Source organism: Deinococcus piscis (assembly GCF_014653275.1).
Lineage (GTDB): Bacteria > Deinococcota > Deinococci > Deinococcales > Deinococcaceae > Deinococcus > Deinococcus piscis.
Genome location: NZ_BNAL01000031.1, coordinates 1 through 16,425 on the forward strand (window position 1 = coordinate 1; position 16,425 = coordinate 16,425).

The 16,425-nt window shown below is 64.5% G+C and carries 15 protein-coding genes and 1 pseudogene; 7 read left to right on the top strand and 9 right to left on the bottom strand.

The features are described from left to right. Positions 1 to 65, top strand: a pseudogene (locus tag IE158_RS10735) (transposase); the annotation flags it as partial. A gap of 711 nt (positions 66 to 776) precedes the next feature. Here IE158_RS10735 and IE158_RS10740 read toward each other — a convergent pair. Further along, positions 777 to 2,675 (bottom strand): cation:proton antiporter, encoded by a 1,899-nt coding sequence (locus IE158_RS10740; protein WP_189643707.1) that lies wholly within the window; start codon positions 2,673 to 2,675, stop codon positions 777 to 779. A gap of 190 nt (positions 2,676 to 2,865) precedes the next feature. On the opposite strand from IE158_RS10740, the gene mglB reads away from it, so the two are divergent. Together mglB and mglA are read left to right on the top strand one after the other, a co-directional pair. Beyond that, the gene (mglB, locus tag IE158_RS10745; RefSeq protein WP_189643708.1) at positions 2,866 to 3,351 is read left to right on the top strand and encodes a GTPase-activating protein MglB; all 486 of its coding nucleotides are present in this window, start codon (positions 2,866 to 2,868) and stop codon (positions 3,349 to 3,351) included. Positions 3,352 to 3,369: 18 nt separating this feature from the next. Further along, positions 3,370 to 3,960: a GTPase MglA gene (gene mglA, locus IE158_RS10750; RefSeq protein ID WP_189643709.1), complete on the top strand. Its 591-nt coding sequence runs from the start codon at positions 3,370 to 3,372 to the stop codon at positions 3,958 to 3,960. A 91-nt stretch (positions 3,961 to 4,051) separates the two neighbouring features. On the opposite strand, the gene IE158_RS10755 is transcribed toward mglA, so the two are convergent. From IE158_RS10755 to IE158_RS10770, 4 genes are all read right to left on the bottom strand, one after another. Next, entirely contained in the window at positions 4,052 to 4,786 is a 735-nt protein-coding gene (locus tag IE158_RS10755) for a superoxide dismutase family protein (RefSeq protein ID WP_189643710.1), read from the bottom strand. 322 nt (positions 4,787 to 5,108) lie between these two features. Next, positions 5,109 to 6,545 (bottom strand): superoxide dismutase family protein, encoded by a 1,437-nt coding sequence (locus tag IE158_RS10760; protein WP_189643711.1) that lies wholly within the window; start codon positions 6,543 to 6,545, stop codon positions 5,109 to 5,111. After that, on the bottom strand, positions 6,546 to 7,796 hold the full coding sequence (locus IE158_RS10765) for a PQQ-dependent sugar dehydrogenase (protein ID WP_189643712.1): 1,251 nt from the start codon (positions 7,794 to 7,796) through the stop codon (positions 6,546 to 6,548). It abuts the gene before it with no gap. A 150-nt stretch (positions 7,797 to 7,946) separates the two neighbouring features. Continuing rightward, complete coding sequence (locus IE158_RS10770) at positions 7,947 to 8,801, bottom strand: menaquinone biosynthesis family protein (protein ID WP_189643713.1); 855 nt, start codon at positions 8,799 to 8,801, stop codon at positions 7,947 to 7,949. Between the two features lie 118 nt (positions 8,802 to 8,919). Here IE158_RS10770 and IE158_RS10775 point away from each other — a divergent pair, with 118 nt between their 5' ends. The 4 genes from IE158_RS10775 to IE158_RS10790 all read left to right on the top strand — a co-directional run bounded on the left by IE158_RS10775 (position 8,920) and on the right by IE158_RS10790 (position 12,676). Beyond that, the gene (locus tag IE158_RS10775; RefSeq protein ID WP_189643714.1) at positions 8,920 to 9,528 is read left to right on the top strand and encodes a CAP domain-containing protein; all 609 of its coding nucleotides are present in this window, start codon (positions 8,920 to 8,922) and stop codon (positions 9,526 to 9,528) included. A 192-nt stretch (positions 9,529 to 9,720) separates the two neighbouring features. Then, positions 9,721 to 11,496, top strand: a complete 1,776-nt coding sequence (locus tag IE158_RS10780; protein ID WP_189643715.1) for a sensor histidine kinase — start codon at positions 9,721 to 9,723, stop codon at positions 11,494 to 11,496. Then, positions 11,489 to 12,112, top strand: coding sequence for a response regulator transcription factor (locus IE158_RS10785; protein WP_229839076.1), 624 nt, complete (start codon positions 11,489 to 11,491; stop codon positions 12,110 to 12,112). Before IE158_RS10780 ends, IE158_RS10785 begins: the two co-directional genes overlap by 8 nt. A 66-nt stretch (positions 12,113 to 12,178) precedes the next feature. Further along, positions 12,179 to 12,676, top strand: coding sequence for a GlcG/HbpS family heme-binding protein (locus IE158_RS10790; RefSeq protein ID WP_189643717.1), 498 nt, complete (start codon positions 12,179 to 12,181; stop codon positions 12,674 to 12,676). A gap of 53 nt (positions 12,677 to 12,729) precedes the next feature. Here the strand turns inward: IE158_RS10790 and IE158_RS10795 are convergent, their stop codons facing one another. The 4 genes from IE158_RS10795 to IE158_RS10810 all read right to left on the bottom strand — a co-directional run bounded on the left by IE158_RS10795 (position 12,730) and on the right by IE158_RS10810 (position 16,401). Further along, a complete protein-coding gene (locus tag IE158_RS10795; protein ID WP_189643718.1) occupies positions 12,730 to 13,470 on the bottom strand; it encodes a VanW family protein in 741 nt (246 codons plus the stop codon). Positions 13,471 to 13,575: 105 nt separating this feature from the next. Further along, positions 13,576 to 14,466: a riboflavin biosynthesis protein RibF gene (ribF, locus tag IE158_RS10800; RefSeq protein ID WP_189643719.1), complete on the bottom strand. Its 891-nt coding sequence runs from the start codon at positions 14,464 to 14,466 to the stop codon at positions 13,576 to 13,578. Continuing rightward, positions 14,463 to 14,993: an NUDIX domain-containing protein gene (locus IE158_RS10805; protein WP_189643720.1), complete on the bottom strand. Its 531-nt coding sequence runs from the start codon at positions 14,991 to 14,993 to the stop codon at positions 14,463 to 14,465. The genes ribF and IE158_RS10805 overlap by 4 nt, the downstream gene beginning before the upstream one ends. A 46-nt stretch (positions 14,994 to 15,039) precedes the next feature. Further along, complete coding sequence (locus tag IE158_RS10810) at positions 15,040 to 16,401, bottom strand: polysaccharide deacetylase family protein (protein WP_189643721.1); 1,362 nt, start codon at positions 16,399 to 16,401, stop codon at positions 15,040 to 15,042. Between the last annotated feature and the right edge of the window lie 24 nt (positions 16,402 to 16,425).

Genomic DNA, 16,425 nt, shown 5'->3' on the forward strand with positions numbered 1-16,425 from the left:
TTTTTCTGCCACCGTACAGTCCAGATTTCAACCCCATTGAGATGATGTTTTCCAAGCTCAAAGCTTGAATTCGGGCGGGCGAGTTCCGTGAGGTGGGTGCCCTGATTCATGGCATTGGGAACGCGCTTTCAGCAGTGACCACACAAGACATTTCCGCCTGGATGACCCACGCCTATCCTGGAATATTCTTATGTCAAATGCTCTAGAATCACAAACTTCTGTGGCATCTCGGGTTGGCAGGCTGAGGGGAGATCCCTCTTTCCAGCCGGTGCCCACTCGACTGAGCCAAGGGCAGTGATGTCGTGAAGTTCTCTGAATTCACCTTGTGATGTCAGATGCGCGTACAGGGAAGGCTGATTGCCTGATTGCAGCAAAATGTCCTTGCCACTGCACCCCACCCGTTCAACTCTCCACCCACTTCCTACTTCATTTGGTAGGAGTAGATAGGGAGGGTTATCTGAACTGTCAACGGAGAAGATGTAGTAGCCATGTCCCAGTGGGGTCTGGTAAGAATCGTAAAACCCTCTGGAAAACCCTGCCATGTCGCTGACCAGGAATGTTCCTACTGCACTAATGAATAGCACTGGTGCCAGACAAAGACCTGCTATGACCCAGATGGCTCCTAACGCCTGCTTCTTGTGCTTGTTGCCCGGGTGGCCCAGCATGTACCCAATCCCCCAAAACCCCAAAAGCATGAGGCCTAGAAGGGCATAGGAGAGCAGCAAATATAGCATCCCCGTCAGTGTGCTCCCCCTCACACTGACGCAATGTCCCGGCTAGCGCTCCATTCTCTCCGGGTCGGCTACGTTGGTGGTGCCAGGCCCAGCGTCTTGTGGCTGTGGCTGAGTTGCGCGGCCCTCTGGCACAGTTCCCACGCCCCCTTCGGCGGGCACCAGCGCGATCATCACGGTGCCGGCGGGGGCTGTCTCGGGGAAGGTGGTTGCCACCTGGAAATCGTCGCCCTGGCCGTACAGCAGCAGCAGCGAGCCTTCGGGCAGCTCGGCGCGGTAGGTGGACAGGGGATACGCTCCGGTCAGGTGTGTGCGGCGCACGCGAGCCCCGGCCTTGAACAGCGTGTCCAGCTCGCGGTAAGTGGGCGCCGGGGCAAAAGCGCTGTTGGCCGAGTAGGTGTCCCCAATCTGGGTGCGGGTGCTGCCGCCAGGGCGCAGCTGAAAGACGCGGCTGCGTCCAAAGGACTTTTCGTATTTGCGGGCAATCAGCGTGTTGGCTTCGTCGTTGGAGGTGAGCGCAATCAGCTTGCCCAGGCCTTCTAGTGGCAGGGCGTCTGCGGCCTCGCTCAGCAAGCTGCCGTAGAGTCCGCCCAGGCCCTCGTACTTGGCGCTGGCGATGTTGGCCCGGTTGGTGTCGGCCAGCAGCACTTCAGCCCCTTCTTCTTTGAGGGCCAGGGCGATTTCGCGGGCCCAGGTGTGCGCCCCCACGATCACGAATCCGCGTGGCTCGGCCTGCGCCACGCCCAGGAGGCGGGCCACCGGCTTGGCCGTGAGGCTTGCCAGAATTACCGTGCCCACAATGACGGTGAACACCAGCGTCAGCAGTTGCTCGCCGCCCGGAATCCCCAGCTCGGTCAGGCGGCTGGCAAACAGGGCGCTTACGGCGGCAGCCACGATCCCGCGCGGCCCCACGTAGCTGATAAAGGCCCGCTCGCGCAGGTTCAGGTTGCTGCCCGCCGTGCTGATCAGCACGCTGGCGGGCCGCACCACGGCCAGCATAAACAGCAGCAGCAGCAGCGGCGCAGGCTGGAACACCGCCCGCAGTGACTCTGTGGGGACATTGGCCGCCAGGGCCACAAAGATGGTGCTCAGCAAAATCACCACCACTTCTTCCTTGAAGTGCAGCAGCTCACTCAGGCGGGGAATCTTCATGTTGGCGGCCATCATGCCCATGATCGTGACCGACAGCAGCCCCGATTCCGGCACGAAAATGTCAGTCAGCCCAAAGGCCAGCAGCACCCAGGCCAGCACCGCCGGGTTGACCAGATGGTCGGGGATGATCTCGCGGCGCAGCGCCCAGATCATGCTGAGGCCCATCACCACCCCGAAGGCGGTCCCCACCCCGATAAAGGTGGCGAAGTGCACCAGCGTCGCCGTGAGCGCTTCGTCCCGGCTGCTGGAGCGCACCCACTCAAAGGCGATGGCGGCGGCCAGCACGCCGACTGGGTCAATCAGGATGCCTTCCCAGCGCAGCACGCCCCCCACGCGGGGATTGGGGCGGATGTTTTGCAGCAGCGGGGCGATCACGGTCGGGCCGGTCACGATGACCAGCGCCCCGAACAGCGCCGCCACGCCCCAGTTCAGCCCGGTGATAAAGTGCGCGCCGGTTGCGGCCAGTACCCAGGTCACCAGCGCCCCCACCGAAATCAGGCGGGTCACGGCCCGGCCATGTCCGGCGATATCGCTGAACTTCAGGGTCAGGCCGCCCTCGAACAGAATCACGGCGACGGCCAGCGAGGTCAGGGTTTGTAGGCCGGAGCCCAGGACCGTGCCAGGATCAATCAGGTGCAGCAGCGGCCCCACCAGAAAGCCGATCAGCAGCAGCGGCAAAATGGCGGGAATCTTGAGCCGGGAAGCGAGAATCTGGGCCCCCAGCCCCAGCGCCACGACGATGGGGAGTGCCACCACCGCGTGCTCTAGAGCATGTGCGAAGTCAATCTGCATGCTGCCCAGTATGCGGTCTGTGGTCCCATAGCCGGAGCCGGTTGCCCCTGAGCTGGGCGTAGAATGCCCCTTCTGGGCGGCGCTGCCCCGCCAGGTTAGCGCCGCTGGTTTGCGTCCAGCCCAGCCGCCCTTCATGAGCTGAAGCTTTGTCAGGCTCCCGTGCCAGCCTTTTCTTATACTGGGGCTCACGATGATCGAACCCACCTTGGCGCTATACGGCGATGCTTACGAAAGAGTCGACCGACATCTCGAAGAGCTGCTGCAAAATACCGGCGTGCGCTACTGCTTGCTGGTGGACCGCAAGGGCTTTGTGCTGTCCCACAAAGAGGCCATCTGGGCCCCCCGCCCGCCTGCGCTTGACAGTGTGGCGACCCTGGTGGCCAGCAACGCGGCGGCCACCTCGGCCCTGGCCAATATGCTGGGCGAAAAGGCCTTCAGCGAGCAGATTCATCAGGGTGAAAACGGCACGCTGTATGTAGAAGCCGTGGGCGAGGACAGCCTGCTGACCCTGATTTTCGATTCCACCGTGCCGCTGGGCCGGGTCAAGGTACAGACCAAAAAAGCAGTTGCCGAAGTGGCCGCGATTCTGGATGAACTGAAAGACGCCCCGCCCGTAGAATTCGACGAAGACTTTTCCAAAGGTGCCAGCGCCCTGCTGGATGACCTGCTCGGCTAAGGGACAAGGGGTAAAGACATGAGTACCATCAATTTCGCAGCGCGTGAAATCAACTGTAAAATCGTCTACTACGGCCCAGGTGTGGCCGGTAAAACGGTGAACCTCAAGTACGTCTTTTCCAAGGTGCCCGAAAAGCTGCGCGGTGAAATGGTCAGCCTGGAAACCGAAGACGAGCGTACCCTCTTTTTTGATTTCATGCCGCTGGAACTGGGCAGCGTGCAGGGCTTCAAGACCCGCTTTCACCTGTACACCGTGCCGGGGCAGGTCTTCTATAACGCCAGCCGCAAGCTGATTCTGCGCGGCGTGGACGGCATCGTATTCGTGGCCGACTCGGCCCCGGAGCGCCTGCGTGCCAACGCCGAGAGCATGCGCAATCTGCGCGAGAACCTGGCCGAGCATGGCGTGGATATGGCCACCTTGCCCATCGTGCTGCAAATCAACAAGCGCGACATTCCCGGCGCGCTGCCGGTGGAAGTGATTCGCTCGGTGATTGACCCCCAAAAGCGCCTGCCCGTGATTGAGGCCGAAGCCATCAACGGCAAAGGTGTCTTTGAGTCGCTCAAGCTGGCCTCCAAACTGGTTCTGGACCGTCTGTCCAAAACCGGCTGAAGCAGCGAACGCGAAAGAAGCCAGGGAGCCCGCATCTGGGGTTCCCTGGCTTCTTCGTTGAGCGGTCAGAACCCCTGCGCTGGAAGCTGGCCTAGTTGCTGGCGGTCTCAATCACACCGCACAGCACCCGCGCCCCGGAGTTGCCCGCCGGGTTGGTCTGGTAATCGTCTTCGCCCGCGTGGACAATCAGTGAGCGGCCCACGACGCCCGTATCACCCTGCACGCTGAACTTGCGGGTGCTGAAGTCGGCCCGGCCCCGGCCATCCGCGCCCACCTCCAGCATGGGGAGGTCGCCAGCGTGGGCCTGGGTGGTGGGAGTCTCAGGCGTGGCGTGCTTGCCGGTGGCGGCGGGGTCAAAGTGCCCTTCAGCCGCACCAAAGACGGTGGGTTTGCCGTCTACGACCTTGTCGCTGCACTGGCCTACAGCATGCACATGCATACCGTGCTTGCCGGGAGTCAGGCCCTCGGCCTGCACGCTGACCAGCAGTTCGTTGCCGGGCAGCTGGCTAAAGGTGACAGCTCCCTTGACGGCTCCGCTGGCATCACGCAGCTGAGCTGTAGCAGTGGTCAGGCCCATGCCGCCGCTGGTAGCCGCCGCAGTTTCTGTGGCTGTCTGTGACGCAGTAGTGGGGGCCGTGACAGTAGATGCCGTGACGGTAGTTGTAGACGCAGCAGCCGGAGTGGCTACAGGAGCGCGGGGGACAGTCACCGGAGCAGGGGCGGCCACCGGGGCCGGGGCGGGCACATAGCCACCGCCAGCAGCGGCCAGGCTGCTCAGCGAGAGGGCGGCCAGGGGCAAGAGCAGCAGGGTGCGGGTACGGTTCATGGTGGACCTCCATCGGGAAAGCAAAGCGGGTAGGGGCGAAAAGGAAAACTGCGCCGCATCGGCCCGGAAATGGCCCACGCGGCAACCTATAACTGTTGTGAGGTGCTGCCAGTATGGCCTGCGTTTCCGCCACCGTCCAGCTGCCCAGCCTTGAGGTCCTGCTCAGCAAGTTCTTGACAAGTACTCAGTGAGCGGGGCACCCTGCACTGCCCAAAAAAAGCTGCCCCGCCGCTGGCTGTGGGCAGCGGGGCAGGGCGTGGGACAAGAGGTTCTCATTTGGAGGACCGGCAGCCTCAGAGGGGAGGGCCGATCACTCTGGGTGTTAGAACGCGCTGAAGCGGGTCAGGCGGAACGGGGTTTCAGGTGTGCCACCCTCTCGCCGGTCCAGCTGTGCCTGGGTGACCACTAGGTCGCTGCCGACCACAGTCAGGGTGGCAGGGAAGCGCAGCCCGGCCAGCGGTTCTTCGGCGGCGAGCTGGGCGCTGGTCCAGTCGGCGTTCAGGCGCACCCGGCTGATCACCTGGTCGCGGTTGCGGGCCACATACAGGTCTTGGCCGCGCAGCACCAGGCCGTCGGCGTTCTTCAGGCCAGTCAGTACCTTACGGACTGCCTTGGTCCGCAGGTCCACGCGCCACAGGTCGCCGGTGTTGCTCTGAGCGATAAGGAGGGCGCGGCCATCCGGCGTTGCCACGATGCCGTTGAGGTTGTCGCCTTCGCCATAGCGAATCGGGGTTTTGGTCAGGTCCAGCCAGGCGCTTAGCCGCAGGTCCGGTGAGACGCGGTAAATCACCGGGCGGCGGCTGTCGGTCACATAGACGTGTCCGTCCGGGGCCAGCGCCAGGTCATTGATGAAAGCGGCGGGGCTTTTCGGTGTTTCCAGCACTTTGAGCGTCACACCGTAGCGGTCCAGCACGCTGACGGTGCCCTCGGCGCCGCCGGCAATCCACAGCCGGCCCTGGCTGTCTACCTTCAGGTCCAGCGCCGCCCGCCGGCCCAGAGCACCGCCCCGGCTGTACAGGCTGGTTTCACCACTGGCCGCGTTCACAGCGTAGATGTCACCGGTCTGGGCGCTGCCGGTGAGCAGCAGGTTTCGCCCCGCGTCATAGGTGACGCCCTCAGGGAAGGTCTGCCAGCCGGGCAGCGGATAGTCGCGCACGCTCAGGCCCTGGCGGTCCACGGTGCCACACAGCACGCGCCCACCCGACTTGCCAGCGGGGTCAGAAGCGTAATCGTCGGCGTTCGCGTGGATGACCAGGGTGCGGTTCAGGATGCCGTTTTCGCCCCTGAGGCTGATCTTGTCGGTCACGAAGCTGGCCCTGCCGGTGCCGTTCTCGCCTACGGTCAGCATCGGCAGGTCGCCGCCGTGGCCCAGTTCATTGGCGGCAGTGGGCTTGTCGTGATTGTGGCTCATGGCCGGGTCAAAGTGAGGTCCAGCTCCGCCGAACGGCACCACCGTATTCGTGGCTGCGTCCACGCCGGGGGCGCAGGCGCTGAACTCGTGAATGTGCATGCCGTGATTGCCGGGGGCCAGGCTGCGCACCTGCACGTTCACCCGCACACCGTCCTCACGCTGCACGAAGGCGGCTTCCCCCTGGGGGCGGCCCTGTGTATCCACCAGGAGGGCGCGGGCATTCAGCGGCCCCACGGTGTCGGCGGTTATGGACGCGGTGGGAGCAGGTGCGGTCTGAGCCTGCGCCAGGCTTCCGGCGGTCAGGCCCAGGGTGAGCAGGGGCCATAGGGCTAGCATCTTCTGGCGCATTTACTTGCCTCCCGTGTACTGCACGCGGTAAATCACGCCGCTCTGGTCGTCGGTGAACAGCAGGCTGCCGTCGGTGTAGGTGGCAATACCGGCCACGCGGCCAAACTGCTTCCAGGTGCCGTCTTCGGGGAACACGAAGCCGGTCACGAACGGCTCGATGCCGGTGGGCCGGTTCTGCCCGTCAAACACGGCCCGCACGATTTCGTAGCCGCTCGGCTCCGAACGGTTCCATGACCCGCGCATGGCGGCGAAGGCGTCGCCCCGGTACTCGGCGGGGAACTGCTCGCCCCGGTAGAACTCCATACCGATGGCCGCCGCGTGGGCGTCATAGTTCAGCACACTGCTGGCGGTCTGGGCACAGTAGCCCTGCTTGGTGATCAGGCCCGGAATCTGGCTGGAGTTGGTGTAGGGGTCAGGATTCCGGTCACCGTAGCAAAAGGGCCAGCCGTAATTCTTGCCGCGCTCAATCCGGTTCAGTTCCTCGGGCGGGATGTTGTCGCCGTGCCAGTCGGCCCCCTGGTCAAAGCCGTACAGCTGCCCGGTGCCAGGCTGAAAATCAAAACCGATGGTGTGGCGCAGGCCGCTGGCGTACACTTCGCGCCACTGTCCGTCCGGGTGCACCCGCAAAATGGTGGCTTCTTCGGGGTTCTGGGTGGGGGTGTCGTTGTTGGTGGAACCGAACGACACGTACAGGTAGCCGTCGGGGCCCCAGCGCAGGCCACGGGCGGGGTGCTGCCCGGCGTCGGGGAAGCCGTCGGCAAACACGCGCGGCGTGCTGAGGCTGCCGCCCGCCAGGATGTCCATGACCCATACGGTCTTTTCGCCCACGGCGTACAGCTTGCCGCCTTTCACGTCCAGGCCGTGAACCAGCTTCAGGTTTTTCGCCACCTGGCGGCGCTCTGGCTGGCTGAACTGGCCGTCACCATTGCGGTCCTTGAGATACCAGATATCGCCCTGTTGGCGGCGGGTCAGGTAAATGCCGCCGTCAGGCATCACATGCATCATGCGGGCATTGCCCAGTCCCGAAGCCATCACGCTTAGCTCGAAGCCAGCCGGCACTTTCAGGCGGCTGAGCTGCTCCTGGCCAAAGCCCAGCGGGACCGGCTCAAAGCGGGTGGCCGTCACGGTGGCGGCGGGTTCAGGCGCAGGAAGAGGGCGGGGCTGCGGCGCGTCTGTCTGGGCAGACGCAGTATTAAGCAGGGCGGTGCTGGACAGCGCCAGCAAAGCGCCCAGGGTCAAGAGCTTGTTCATGGGAAGTCCTCCGGCCCCCACTATCGCCCTGAGTGCGGCCTGACTGGTGCGGAAAAACCACTTTCTGAGAAACGGGGTAGGGAGAGTTAAAGCCAGCGGAGCCCTGCAATTCGCAGTTGTCTGGCTCGCGCTGCTTGCATCAGCACCCGCTCAGCGCGGCACAAACAGGGGCAGCCCGCTGGGCTCCAGGGCCCCGACCTCTATGGCGCGGCGGTGCAGTTCGCGTACGGCCCGCTCACCCAGGTCACCCACGTCCTCGCTGAACTCGTTCACATACAGGTCAATGTGGGCCTGCATCACCGCGTCATCCATCTCCAGCGCGTGCTGGCGGATGTAGCCTTTGGCCTCCTGCGGGTGTGCCCAGGCGTAGGCGATGGACTCGCGCACCGCCTGCTGCACCGCCTGCTGCATAGGCAGCGGCAGGTCGCGGCGCACCAGAATCGCGCCCAGCGGCAGCGGCAATCTGGTTTCGCCCTCCCACCACTCGCCCATGTCGCGCACCCGCACTAGCCCGTGCTGCGGATAGGTAAAGCGCGACTCGTGGATGATCAGCCCGGCGTCCAGCGGTTCGCCGCCGTATTCGCCGCGCTCTACGGCGGGCATGACCTCATCAAAGCGCATGTGTACAGGAATGGCGCCCGGCCAGGCCAGCCGCAGCAGCAGCTCGGCGGTGGTCAGGCGGCCCGGCGAGGCCACCCGCCGCCCGTTCAGGTCACCCAGCGGCTCACGCGCCACCACCAGCGGCCCCACACCCCGCCCCAGTGCCCCACCGGAGCGCAGCGCCACGTAGCGGTCCATCACGCCGAAGTAGGCCCGGTAGCTGATCTTGGTCAGTGGGAGCCGGCCCGTGGCGGCCCAGTCGTTGAGGGTCTGCACGTCGCTCAGCACTTCGCGGATGGGCGCAGGTGTGATGACCTGCCCCGCTTGCAGTGCATAGAAGATAAAGGTGTCGTTGGGGCAAAAGGAGTAGCCCAGGTCCAGGGCGGCAGGGGGTGGCGCAGACATCCTGTCCAGGGTAAGCCAAGGAGCAGGGCAGAGATGTGGGCTGCGTGCCGCCTTAATCTGCTCGCGCATGCTGTCAGGCGCTGAGATTTGTTAGAGGGACGGGCCTACCCTGCTCCATATGACGCCTGCTCTACGGACCAGTCTGTTCGGGTTGCTCTTTTCCGCCCTGCTGACCGCCTGTGGCGGCGGCGGTCCCACTTCTGTGGCCCCAGCTCCTGCCGCTCCGCCGCCTACGCCAGTGGCCGTGAGCGGGTACGTCTGGTATGCCGGCTCGGACCGCCCTGCCAGCGCCGAAGAGCTGGACGTGCTGCGGCTGACCAATGAGGCGCGTGCCCAGGGAGCTAGATGTGAGGCCAGTGAAACCCAGCCCGCCAAGACCTATGGCCCGGCTCCGGCGCTGGCCTGGAATGACCAACTGGCCCACGCGGCCCGCAACCATGTGCAGGACATGGGACAGCGTGACTATTTCGCGCACCTGACCCCTGAGGGTGTGCGCCCCCGTGACCGCGTGACCCTGGCCGGGTACAAGTGGAGCGTGACCGCCGAGAATATTGCCGCCGGTTATCCCAGCCCCGCCGATGTGGTCAGCGGCTGGCTGAACAGCCCCGGTCACTGCCACAGCCTGATGAACCCAGACTTGCGTGACCTGGGCGTGGGCTTCTGGAAGGACCCCGCGCCGGGCGACAAGTACGGCGTTTACTGGGGACAGGTGTTCGGCGCACAGTAAACGGTAAACGCTGTCAGCGGACCTTGCTGCCAGACTGTGCCCCCAGAACATCTGCACCATCACGTGCATCTCCGGCTCACTGGCCAGAGGTTGCCCCGCGCCCTTGCCCACACCCTCTAACATGGCCCTATGTCCCCGCCGAACCTCCCATGGCTCCTGCTTCTTTGGATTGCTGCCGCGTTGGGAGGGTCTTTGGCCCTGTATGGGGAGCGTCGCTACACCCTGACGGAAACATTTAACCTGGACGCCCGTGTCCTGCACAGGGTGCTGTCGCAGCGGCTGGAGCAGCAGGAGACTGTGCTGAAAGCGGTGGCTGTCCTGTTGTCCCAGTCGGAAGACCCACAACTTCTGCGCCAGTATGTGCAGTTGCTGGTCAGTCCGTATCCACAGATTGTAGGAGTAGGGTGGTGTGCCCAGAGCTGCGTGCCCCTCACCCCTCCTCTGAAAACGGCTGCCTTGCCCTTTACAGTACCGAATGGGGCGCAGATCAGCTTGCCTTCCAGGGGCTCACTCTACGCACTTGACTTGCAGCAGGTGCGGATGTGGATAGACGCAAGCAAGTTGCTGACCACTATTGATCTGCCGCCTGCACCTCTGACCATCCAAATCCTGAGGCCCGCAGGCGGTGAGCTGCTCACGGAGCACCGCGCCCCGGTCCGGCCCGCCTCGCTCACACTCAGCGTAGAAAAACCGCTGGGGACCGCGCTGGAACCTTTGCCCATTCGCTTCCAACGTGACTACTCGTGGGGGGTGTGGCCCTGGGCACAAATCCTGGCATGGTGGGTCCTCACGGGCGTGTTCGTGTGGTTTCTGGCCCGTATGCTGGCGTCTCGCCGCCGCGCTGAGCAGGCCCTGGAAGATGAACGCCGCCGCGCGCAGGGGATTGTCCAGGCCAGTTCCGACGGCATCGTGGCGCTTGATCCAGCAGGCCGGGTGGTACACGCCAACCCAGCGGCGCACCAGATTTTCACAGGACTTGATCTGGGGGTGGATATCCGTACGCTGGCGCACTTTCAGGCCACGCTGTCGCAGCAGCCACTGGAAAGTGCTTCCTTGTGGGAAGAAACGCAGACCACCACTTTGCCTGCGGGCACTGCTTTACAGCGTGGTGGTGGCCGTGTCCTGATCGAAGGTCATATCAGCCCACTGTGGAACGAGTCAGGCCAGCTGCTCGGGCGAGTGCTGACACTCCGTGAGGTGGGCACGCTGCAAAAGCGGATGTTGGCACAACTGAGTGAGGGGGAGCGGCGGGTGCGCGAACATGAGGCTTTGCTGGCCCATGTTTCGCGCCTCTCCACATTGGGCGAGATGAGTGCAGGTCTCGCGCATGAGCTCAATCAGCCGCTCACAGCCATCGTGAGTTATGGGCAGGCAGGACACCGCTTGCTGGCAGAGGACCATGTGGACCTGCCCCGCGCCCGTCAAGCCATGCAGGGCATGGTCACCCAGGCGCAGCGCGCTGCCGAGATCATTACGCGTCTGCGCAAGCTGGTCAAACGTGCTCCTGCTCAGCGTGTACGGGTCGATGTGATCCAAGCCGTGCATAACGTGCTGACACTTTGCCAGGCAGACCTTGACCGTCTGAACATACAGGTCAAGATGCACTTGCCCCCGTGCGCCATCAGCCGGGCTGATCCTGTGCAGGTGGAGCAGATAGTGCTCAATCTGGTCCGCAATGCCCTGGAGGCGATGCAGGACACTGAGGAGCGCGTGCTGACCCTGCGGGTGACGGCTCAGGCCCCCTACTGGCGACTCACCGTGCTTGACACGGGCACGGGGCTTTCGGAACAAGAGCTCGCGCAACTGTTTCAGCCCTTCAACAGTCTCAAAGAAGGTGGATTGGGACTCGGCCTGACGCTTTCTCAGACGTTGGCGCAGGGAATGGGCGGCGATTTGACAGGTGGTAATGCGTCTATAGGTGCTGAATTCACCCTCACGCTGCCACAATGGAGCGATGGCCATGCTTGAGCCCACTGTTTACCTTGTGGACGACGACGAGGCTGTGCGTGATGCTCTGGCCTTTTTGCTGGGCACCGTGGGCTTACGGACCGAAGTGTTTTCCGATGGAGTCGCCCTTCAAGACAGTCTGAACCCTGATGCCGTAGGCTGCCTGCTGCTTGACATCCGGATGCCTCATGTCAGTGGCTTGCAAGTCCAAGAAGCGTTGCAGGCCCAGGGCGTAGATTTGCCCGTCATCATCATGACCGGGCACGGCAATGTTGACCTGTGCCGCCGCGCCTTTCGGCAAGGAGCCGTGGACTTTCTTGAAAAGCCGGTGGATGAGACTGTCCTCTTGGAAACAGTTCAGGGTGCCATTCGCCAGCAGTTGTCCAAGCGTGAGCGTGCCGAGGCCACCGTGCAGGCCCAGGCCTGCCTGGCCCGCTTGACTGAGCGTGAACGTGAGGTCCTGCATGGCCTGATGGAGGGACAGACCAGCAAGCAGACGGCGAGGGCGCTAGGCATCAGTTCGCGCACCATCGAGACTCACCGCGCCAGCCTGTTTGAAAAGTTGGAAGTGGGCTCGTTGGCTCAGCTGATGCGCAAGTACCTCAGTGTGGTTGATTCAAAGCCCGGCCCTCCGTAAATCTACGTAGAAGGGTCGGCAAAGGCCCCAATATTTTTTCCGGGGGTGTTGCTTCAGCATAGGCGTATGAAAAAGATTGTGCTGATGAGCTTCCTGGCCCTCCCCGCCGCTGCTGCCCAGCAGACCCCTGCACCCCAGTCACTGGCGACGACCAGCACCGTGTCGGCCACCAGCCTGAGCCTGAATGCTGCGAATAAAATCGCCTTGCAGGCCGTTCAGAACTGCGCCGCTGCTGGATACAATGTGACCGCCACTGTGGTGGACCGCGCTGGCGTGACCCTGAGCGTGGCCCGCGCTGAGGGGGCAGGGCCGCATACTGTCGGGGCCAGCTACGGCAAAGCCTTTACCAGTGCCAGTGGCCGGAACCTGACCAGTGAAATGGCCAAGAATTTGCCGGGCAATCCCGCCCTGGCTGACATCCCCGGCTACCTTGTGCTGCCCGGCGGTGTGCCTGTGCGTGTAGGCGGCGCTGTCGTTGGGGCGGTGGGTGTAGGCGGCGCTCCTAGCGGCATGGTTGATGAGAAGTGCGCTGCCGACGCAATCAAGTCCGTTTTGGGCCAGTAATACTCAGCGTGCCTCAGCAAGAGCTATGCGTCCCTGCCAGCTGGCAGGGATATTCAGCTTTCCAGCCGCGCCGCATCTACCTCGTACAGCACGCGTGAGGCGTTGAACGTGACCAGCCGCTTGCCCAGTTGGTTGCCGGTGCGGCGGTCTATCTGCACCTGATACAGCCGGTTGGTGCGGTAGACCTGCGTGCCCCTGCGGTAAAAGCGGTGGTCTTCCTCGGTGATCCGGTAGGTGTGCAGAGGCTCGCGGTTCACGCGCAGTTCGCCGTGCAGCGAGGTGTCGTCCAGCCACACGCTCAGCCGGAAGGTATCGGGGGTGTCGTTCCTGAGTTGCAGGTCCACGTAGTTGTAGAAGACGCTCGCCCCGCTGCCGAAAGGCAGGACCCGCCCCGAATCGGGAAACAGGTCCAGGCTGTGGTGATGGTGCTCGGTCACGGTCAGCGGCGAGTGCAGGGCCATCCAGTACAGCAGGTTCGCCATCTGGCACAGGCCGCCGCCCTGGCCCTCTATGGGCCGCCCATCCGAGATCAGCATGCCGGTGGTAAAGCCGCGCCGGACACTGGGACGGCCCACCTGCTTCCAGTAGCTCAGTACCTGCCCTGGGGCGATACTCAGCCCATCCAGTTCCTCGGCGGCGCGGCGCAGATTCTGGACCTTGAGCTCTTGCAGGCGGCGGCGCAGCACGCTGTGATGCTTGTGAACCCGGAATGGAAAAAGGGCTTCGGGGGCGCGGAATAGGCGGTATTCCGGGCGGCGTGTCTGCGTGGTTTTTAGGGCAATACGGCTTTTCACTACGGCAGGGGCCAGCGCGGGAAAGCGGCTGGTCAGGGCTCAGCGGGACATCAGGCTTCATGGTAGGTGGACCGTGCCCACATTCAAGCAGGATTGCGGCCCGCTTCAGGCCAGGGCCGCCCGTGCATCCTCGGCGTCCTTCGCCAGCTGGGCTTTGAGCTCGTCCAGGCCGCTGAACCTCTGCTCACCGCGCAGCCGGGCCACAAACTGTACCTGCAATTCCTGACCGTACAGGTCGCCGCTGAAGTCGAACAGATTCACTTCAAAGCGCCGCTCCTCGCCGCCCACCGTGGGCCGGGTGCCGATATTCGCCATGCCGCCCCAGGCCCGTCCCCGGTCATCCGTCACGCGCACTGCAAATACCCCCAGAGGCAGCGCTTTGCCCTCCGGCACGCGGAGATTGGCGGTGGGATAGCCGATGGTGCGGCCCAGCTGGTCGCCTTGCACCACCACGCCCTGCGCCGCGTAGGGCCGCCCCAGCAGCCGCGCGGCGCCTGCCACGTCGCCCTCCCGCAAGTACTCGCGCACGCGGGTGCTTTTGATGTCCTCGCCGCTCACCCCGTGAATCGGCACCACCATCACGTCCCGCGTCACGTCACGCAGGTCGTCCACGCCGCCGGCCCGCGCCTTGCCAAAATAAAAATCCTCGCCCACCACGACAGCGCGGGGCCGCAGCAGCCGCAGGTCGTCCAGAAAGGCCGCTTTGTCGCGGGCCGCAAACTCCGGCGTGAACGGCACCGCCACCGTTTCATCTATGCCGTACAGGGTGAGGAGCTCCAGCTTTTCAGGCAGGGTGGAGAGGTATTCCACGCCTTTCATCAGCACTTTGGTGGGCGGGTCAAAGGTATACACCACGCTGGGCACCCGGTATTCGCGGGCTTTGGCCTTGAGCTGGGCCAGCAGCGCCTGATGCCCCAGATGCACCCCGTCAAAAGAACCGATGGCGACCACGGTGTCGGTGTCGGGGCGCTGGTCGGGAGCCACGTACGTTTTCATGCCTGGCCTTCCCCCGCGCCTTCCAGCGCACGCAGACCAAACAGTGCCGCCGTGACGGTGGTGGCCGCGCCGGTTACGCGCCCGTCACGCAGCTCGGCCAGCACTTCGGCGGGAGAGCGCCATACCACCTCAATGTCTTCGTCGTCGTCCATTGGCAGGCGGGACTCGCGCAGGTTCTCGGCCCGGAACAGGTACAGCAGCTCGTCGCTGAAGCCAGGACTGGCGTAAAAGCGGCTCAGCAGCGTCACGTCAGCGTCGAATCCAGCTTCTTCCTGAAGCTCGCGCCGGGCAGCCTGCTCGGGGCTTTCGCCGGGGTCAATCAGGCCAGCGGGCACTTCGAGTGTGAGGGCGCCCACCGCCGGGCGTTGCTGGCGCACACACAGCATTTCGCCCTGTTCGTTCAGCACCAGCAGGGCCACGGCGTCGGCGTGGCGCACCACTTCCCACCGGCCTTCCAGCTTCTCAACGCGAATAATGTGGCCGTCATAGATGGTCTGGGCTGTGCTCTCGGCAGCGGGATCGCTCATGGGGTCTATTGTGCCACCCGCTGCGCCGCTGCCGGGGTGCCTTGCCCTACCAGGCTGCGCCGAAGCTTAGCCCCCAGCGCCCGGCCAGGTCCAGCTCGGTGTTGAAGGTGTAGCTGCCTGAAACGTAGCTGAGATTCACGAAGGGCGCGCCCCGCCCGGTGCCGTAGTGGTAGCCGCCGCCAAGCTGCCAGGGCCGCACAGCGGCGGGTGTGCCTCCGGGCAGCCAGTAGCCTGCGCCAATCACACCCGCTCCTGGTGACTGCGCGGCATAGAGCTGCCAGTAGTCGGCGGGGATCAGGGTGGTGCCCCAGGCCCAGCGGCTTTGCGCGGCCAGCGGATGCCAGCGGCCCCACAGCTCACCCGAGCGGCCCAGGCTAAGGCTACCGGCCAGCAGCGGCCCAGACGTGTCCCAGCCGCCACCCAGCGTGTAGGGGAAGCGGTGGTACGCGGCCCCAAAGCCCTGATACGTCCCCGCCTTCCCCCGCCGCCCAGCCGCGTGCAGCACCCAGTCCCCCTGGTCGTCGCCGCCCCAGCGGGCCGCGAAGCGGGTGTCGCGTTCGCCCCCACGCAGGTCCAGGCTGAGGCGGCCATTGCCCAGCAGCTCGTAGCCCGCCGGGTTCCAGGTCAGGGGTGCAGGCAGGATGTTCTCACCTGGGCCCCGGTCCAGCAGCGAGAGGGCTGCGCCGGCCAGCAGTGGGGTGCGCCCTCCTATGCCGTAGCGGGCCCGCGCGGCCAGGAATTCACTGTCCCAGGGCGTCAGTGCAGGGGCGGACTGGGCCAGGGGATCATGCCGGGGCAAATAGGGGCCGCCGGTAATGCCGCAGGTCAGGCCCTGTTCGCGGGCGGTGCGGCGGGTGCGGGCGTCGTGCAGGTTGTAGGGATAAGCCACGCAGGCTGCGCCCGGCTGCGGCTGAAGCTCGCGTTCCAGCCCCGCCGCTGAGAGGCGTGTAAGCGGCGCGTGCCCCTGAGTATGGTGGCCGATTTCCCAGCCCGCCGCCCGCAGCTCATCCAGCTGCGCTCCCGTCATGAAGCCCGGCTGCCCCACCTGCTCCCAGATCACAAAGGCGCTGCCCGGCACCCCCAAATCGCGCAGTACCGGAAAAGCGTGTTCGTACACGCTCTGTCGGCCATCGTCGAACTGCATGACCGCGACCCGTTCCTGTGGCCCCGCCTGGGCCGCCTGACTGGCGGTCACGAAGCGGTAGCCCAGCGCCCGCAGCCCCAGCACCCGCTCGCGCAACTGCTCTGGCTCGATGTGCAGGGTGGTGCCGCCCGCCGTACCTACTTCGTGGTAGGCCAGAATCACAGGCCGCTCCGCCGCTGCCTGGCCTGCGCCCAGCAAAGCGCACGCGGCCAGCCCTGCCCGCAGCAACCGCACAAGCGAGAAAGGCGGGGCGGCAACAGGCATACCCTCTATTGTAGATAGAGGACG

What these genes read in the sequence shown, in the direction of transcription:
- mglA (WP_189643709.1), top strand. Translation starts at nt 3,370, where the DNA reads ATGAGTACCATCAATTTCGCAGCGCGTGAAATCAACTGTAAAATCGTC.
- IE158_RS10770 (WP_189643713.1), bottom strand. Translation starts at nt 8,801, where the DNA reads ATGTCTGCGCCACCCCCTGCCGCCCTGGACCTGGGCTACTCCTTTTGC.
- ribF (WP_189643719.1), bottom strand. Translation starts at nt 14,466, where the DNA reads ATGAAAACGTACGTGGCTCCCGACCAGCGCCCCGACACCGACACCGTG.
- IE158_RS10765 (WP_189643712.1), bottom strand. Translation starts at nt 7,796, where the DNA reads ATGAACAAGCTCTTGACCCTGGGCGCTTTGCTGGCGCTGTCCAGCACC.
- IE158_RS10785 (WP_229839076.1), top strand. Translation starts at nt 11,489, where the DNA reads ATGCTTGAGCCCACTGTTTACCTTGTGGACGACGACGAGGCTGTGCGT.
- IE158_RS10775 (WP_189643714.1), top strand. Translation starts at nt 8,920, where the DNA reads ATGACGCCTGCTCTACGGACCAGTCTGTTCGGGTTGCTCTTTTCCGCC.
- IE158_RS10805 (WP_189643720.1), bottom strand. Translation starts at nt 14,993, where the DNA reads ATGAGCGATCCCGCTGCCGAGAGCACAGCCCAGACCATCTATGACGGC.
- IE158_RS10740 (WP_189643707.1), bottom strand. Translation starts at nt 2,675, where the DNA reads ATGCAGATTGACTTCGCACATGCTCTAGAGCACGCGGTGGTGGCACTC.
- IE158_RS10810 (WP_189643721.1), bottom strand. Translation starts at nt 16,401, where the DNA reads ATGCCTGTTGCCGCCCCGCCTTTCTCGCTTGTGCGGTTGCTGCGGGCA.
- IE158_RS10790 (WP_189643717.1), top strand. Translation starts at nt 12,179, where the DNA reads ATGAAAAAGATTGTGCTGATGAGCTTCCTGGCCCTCCCCGCCGCTGCT.
- mglB (WP_189643708.1), top strand. Translation starts at nt 2,866, where the DNA reads ATGATCGAACCCACCTTGGCGCTATACGGCGATGCTTACGAAAGAGTC.
- IE158_RS10755 (WP_189643710.1), bottom strand. Translation starts at nt 4,786, where the DNA reads ATGAACCGTACCCGCACCCTGCTGCTCTTGCCCCTGGCCGCCCTCTCG.
- IE158_RS10760 (WP_189643711.1), bottom strand. Translation starts at nt 6,545, where the DNA reads ATGCGCCAGAAGATGCTAGCCCTATGGCCCCTGCTCACCCTGGGCCTG.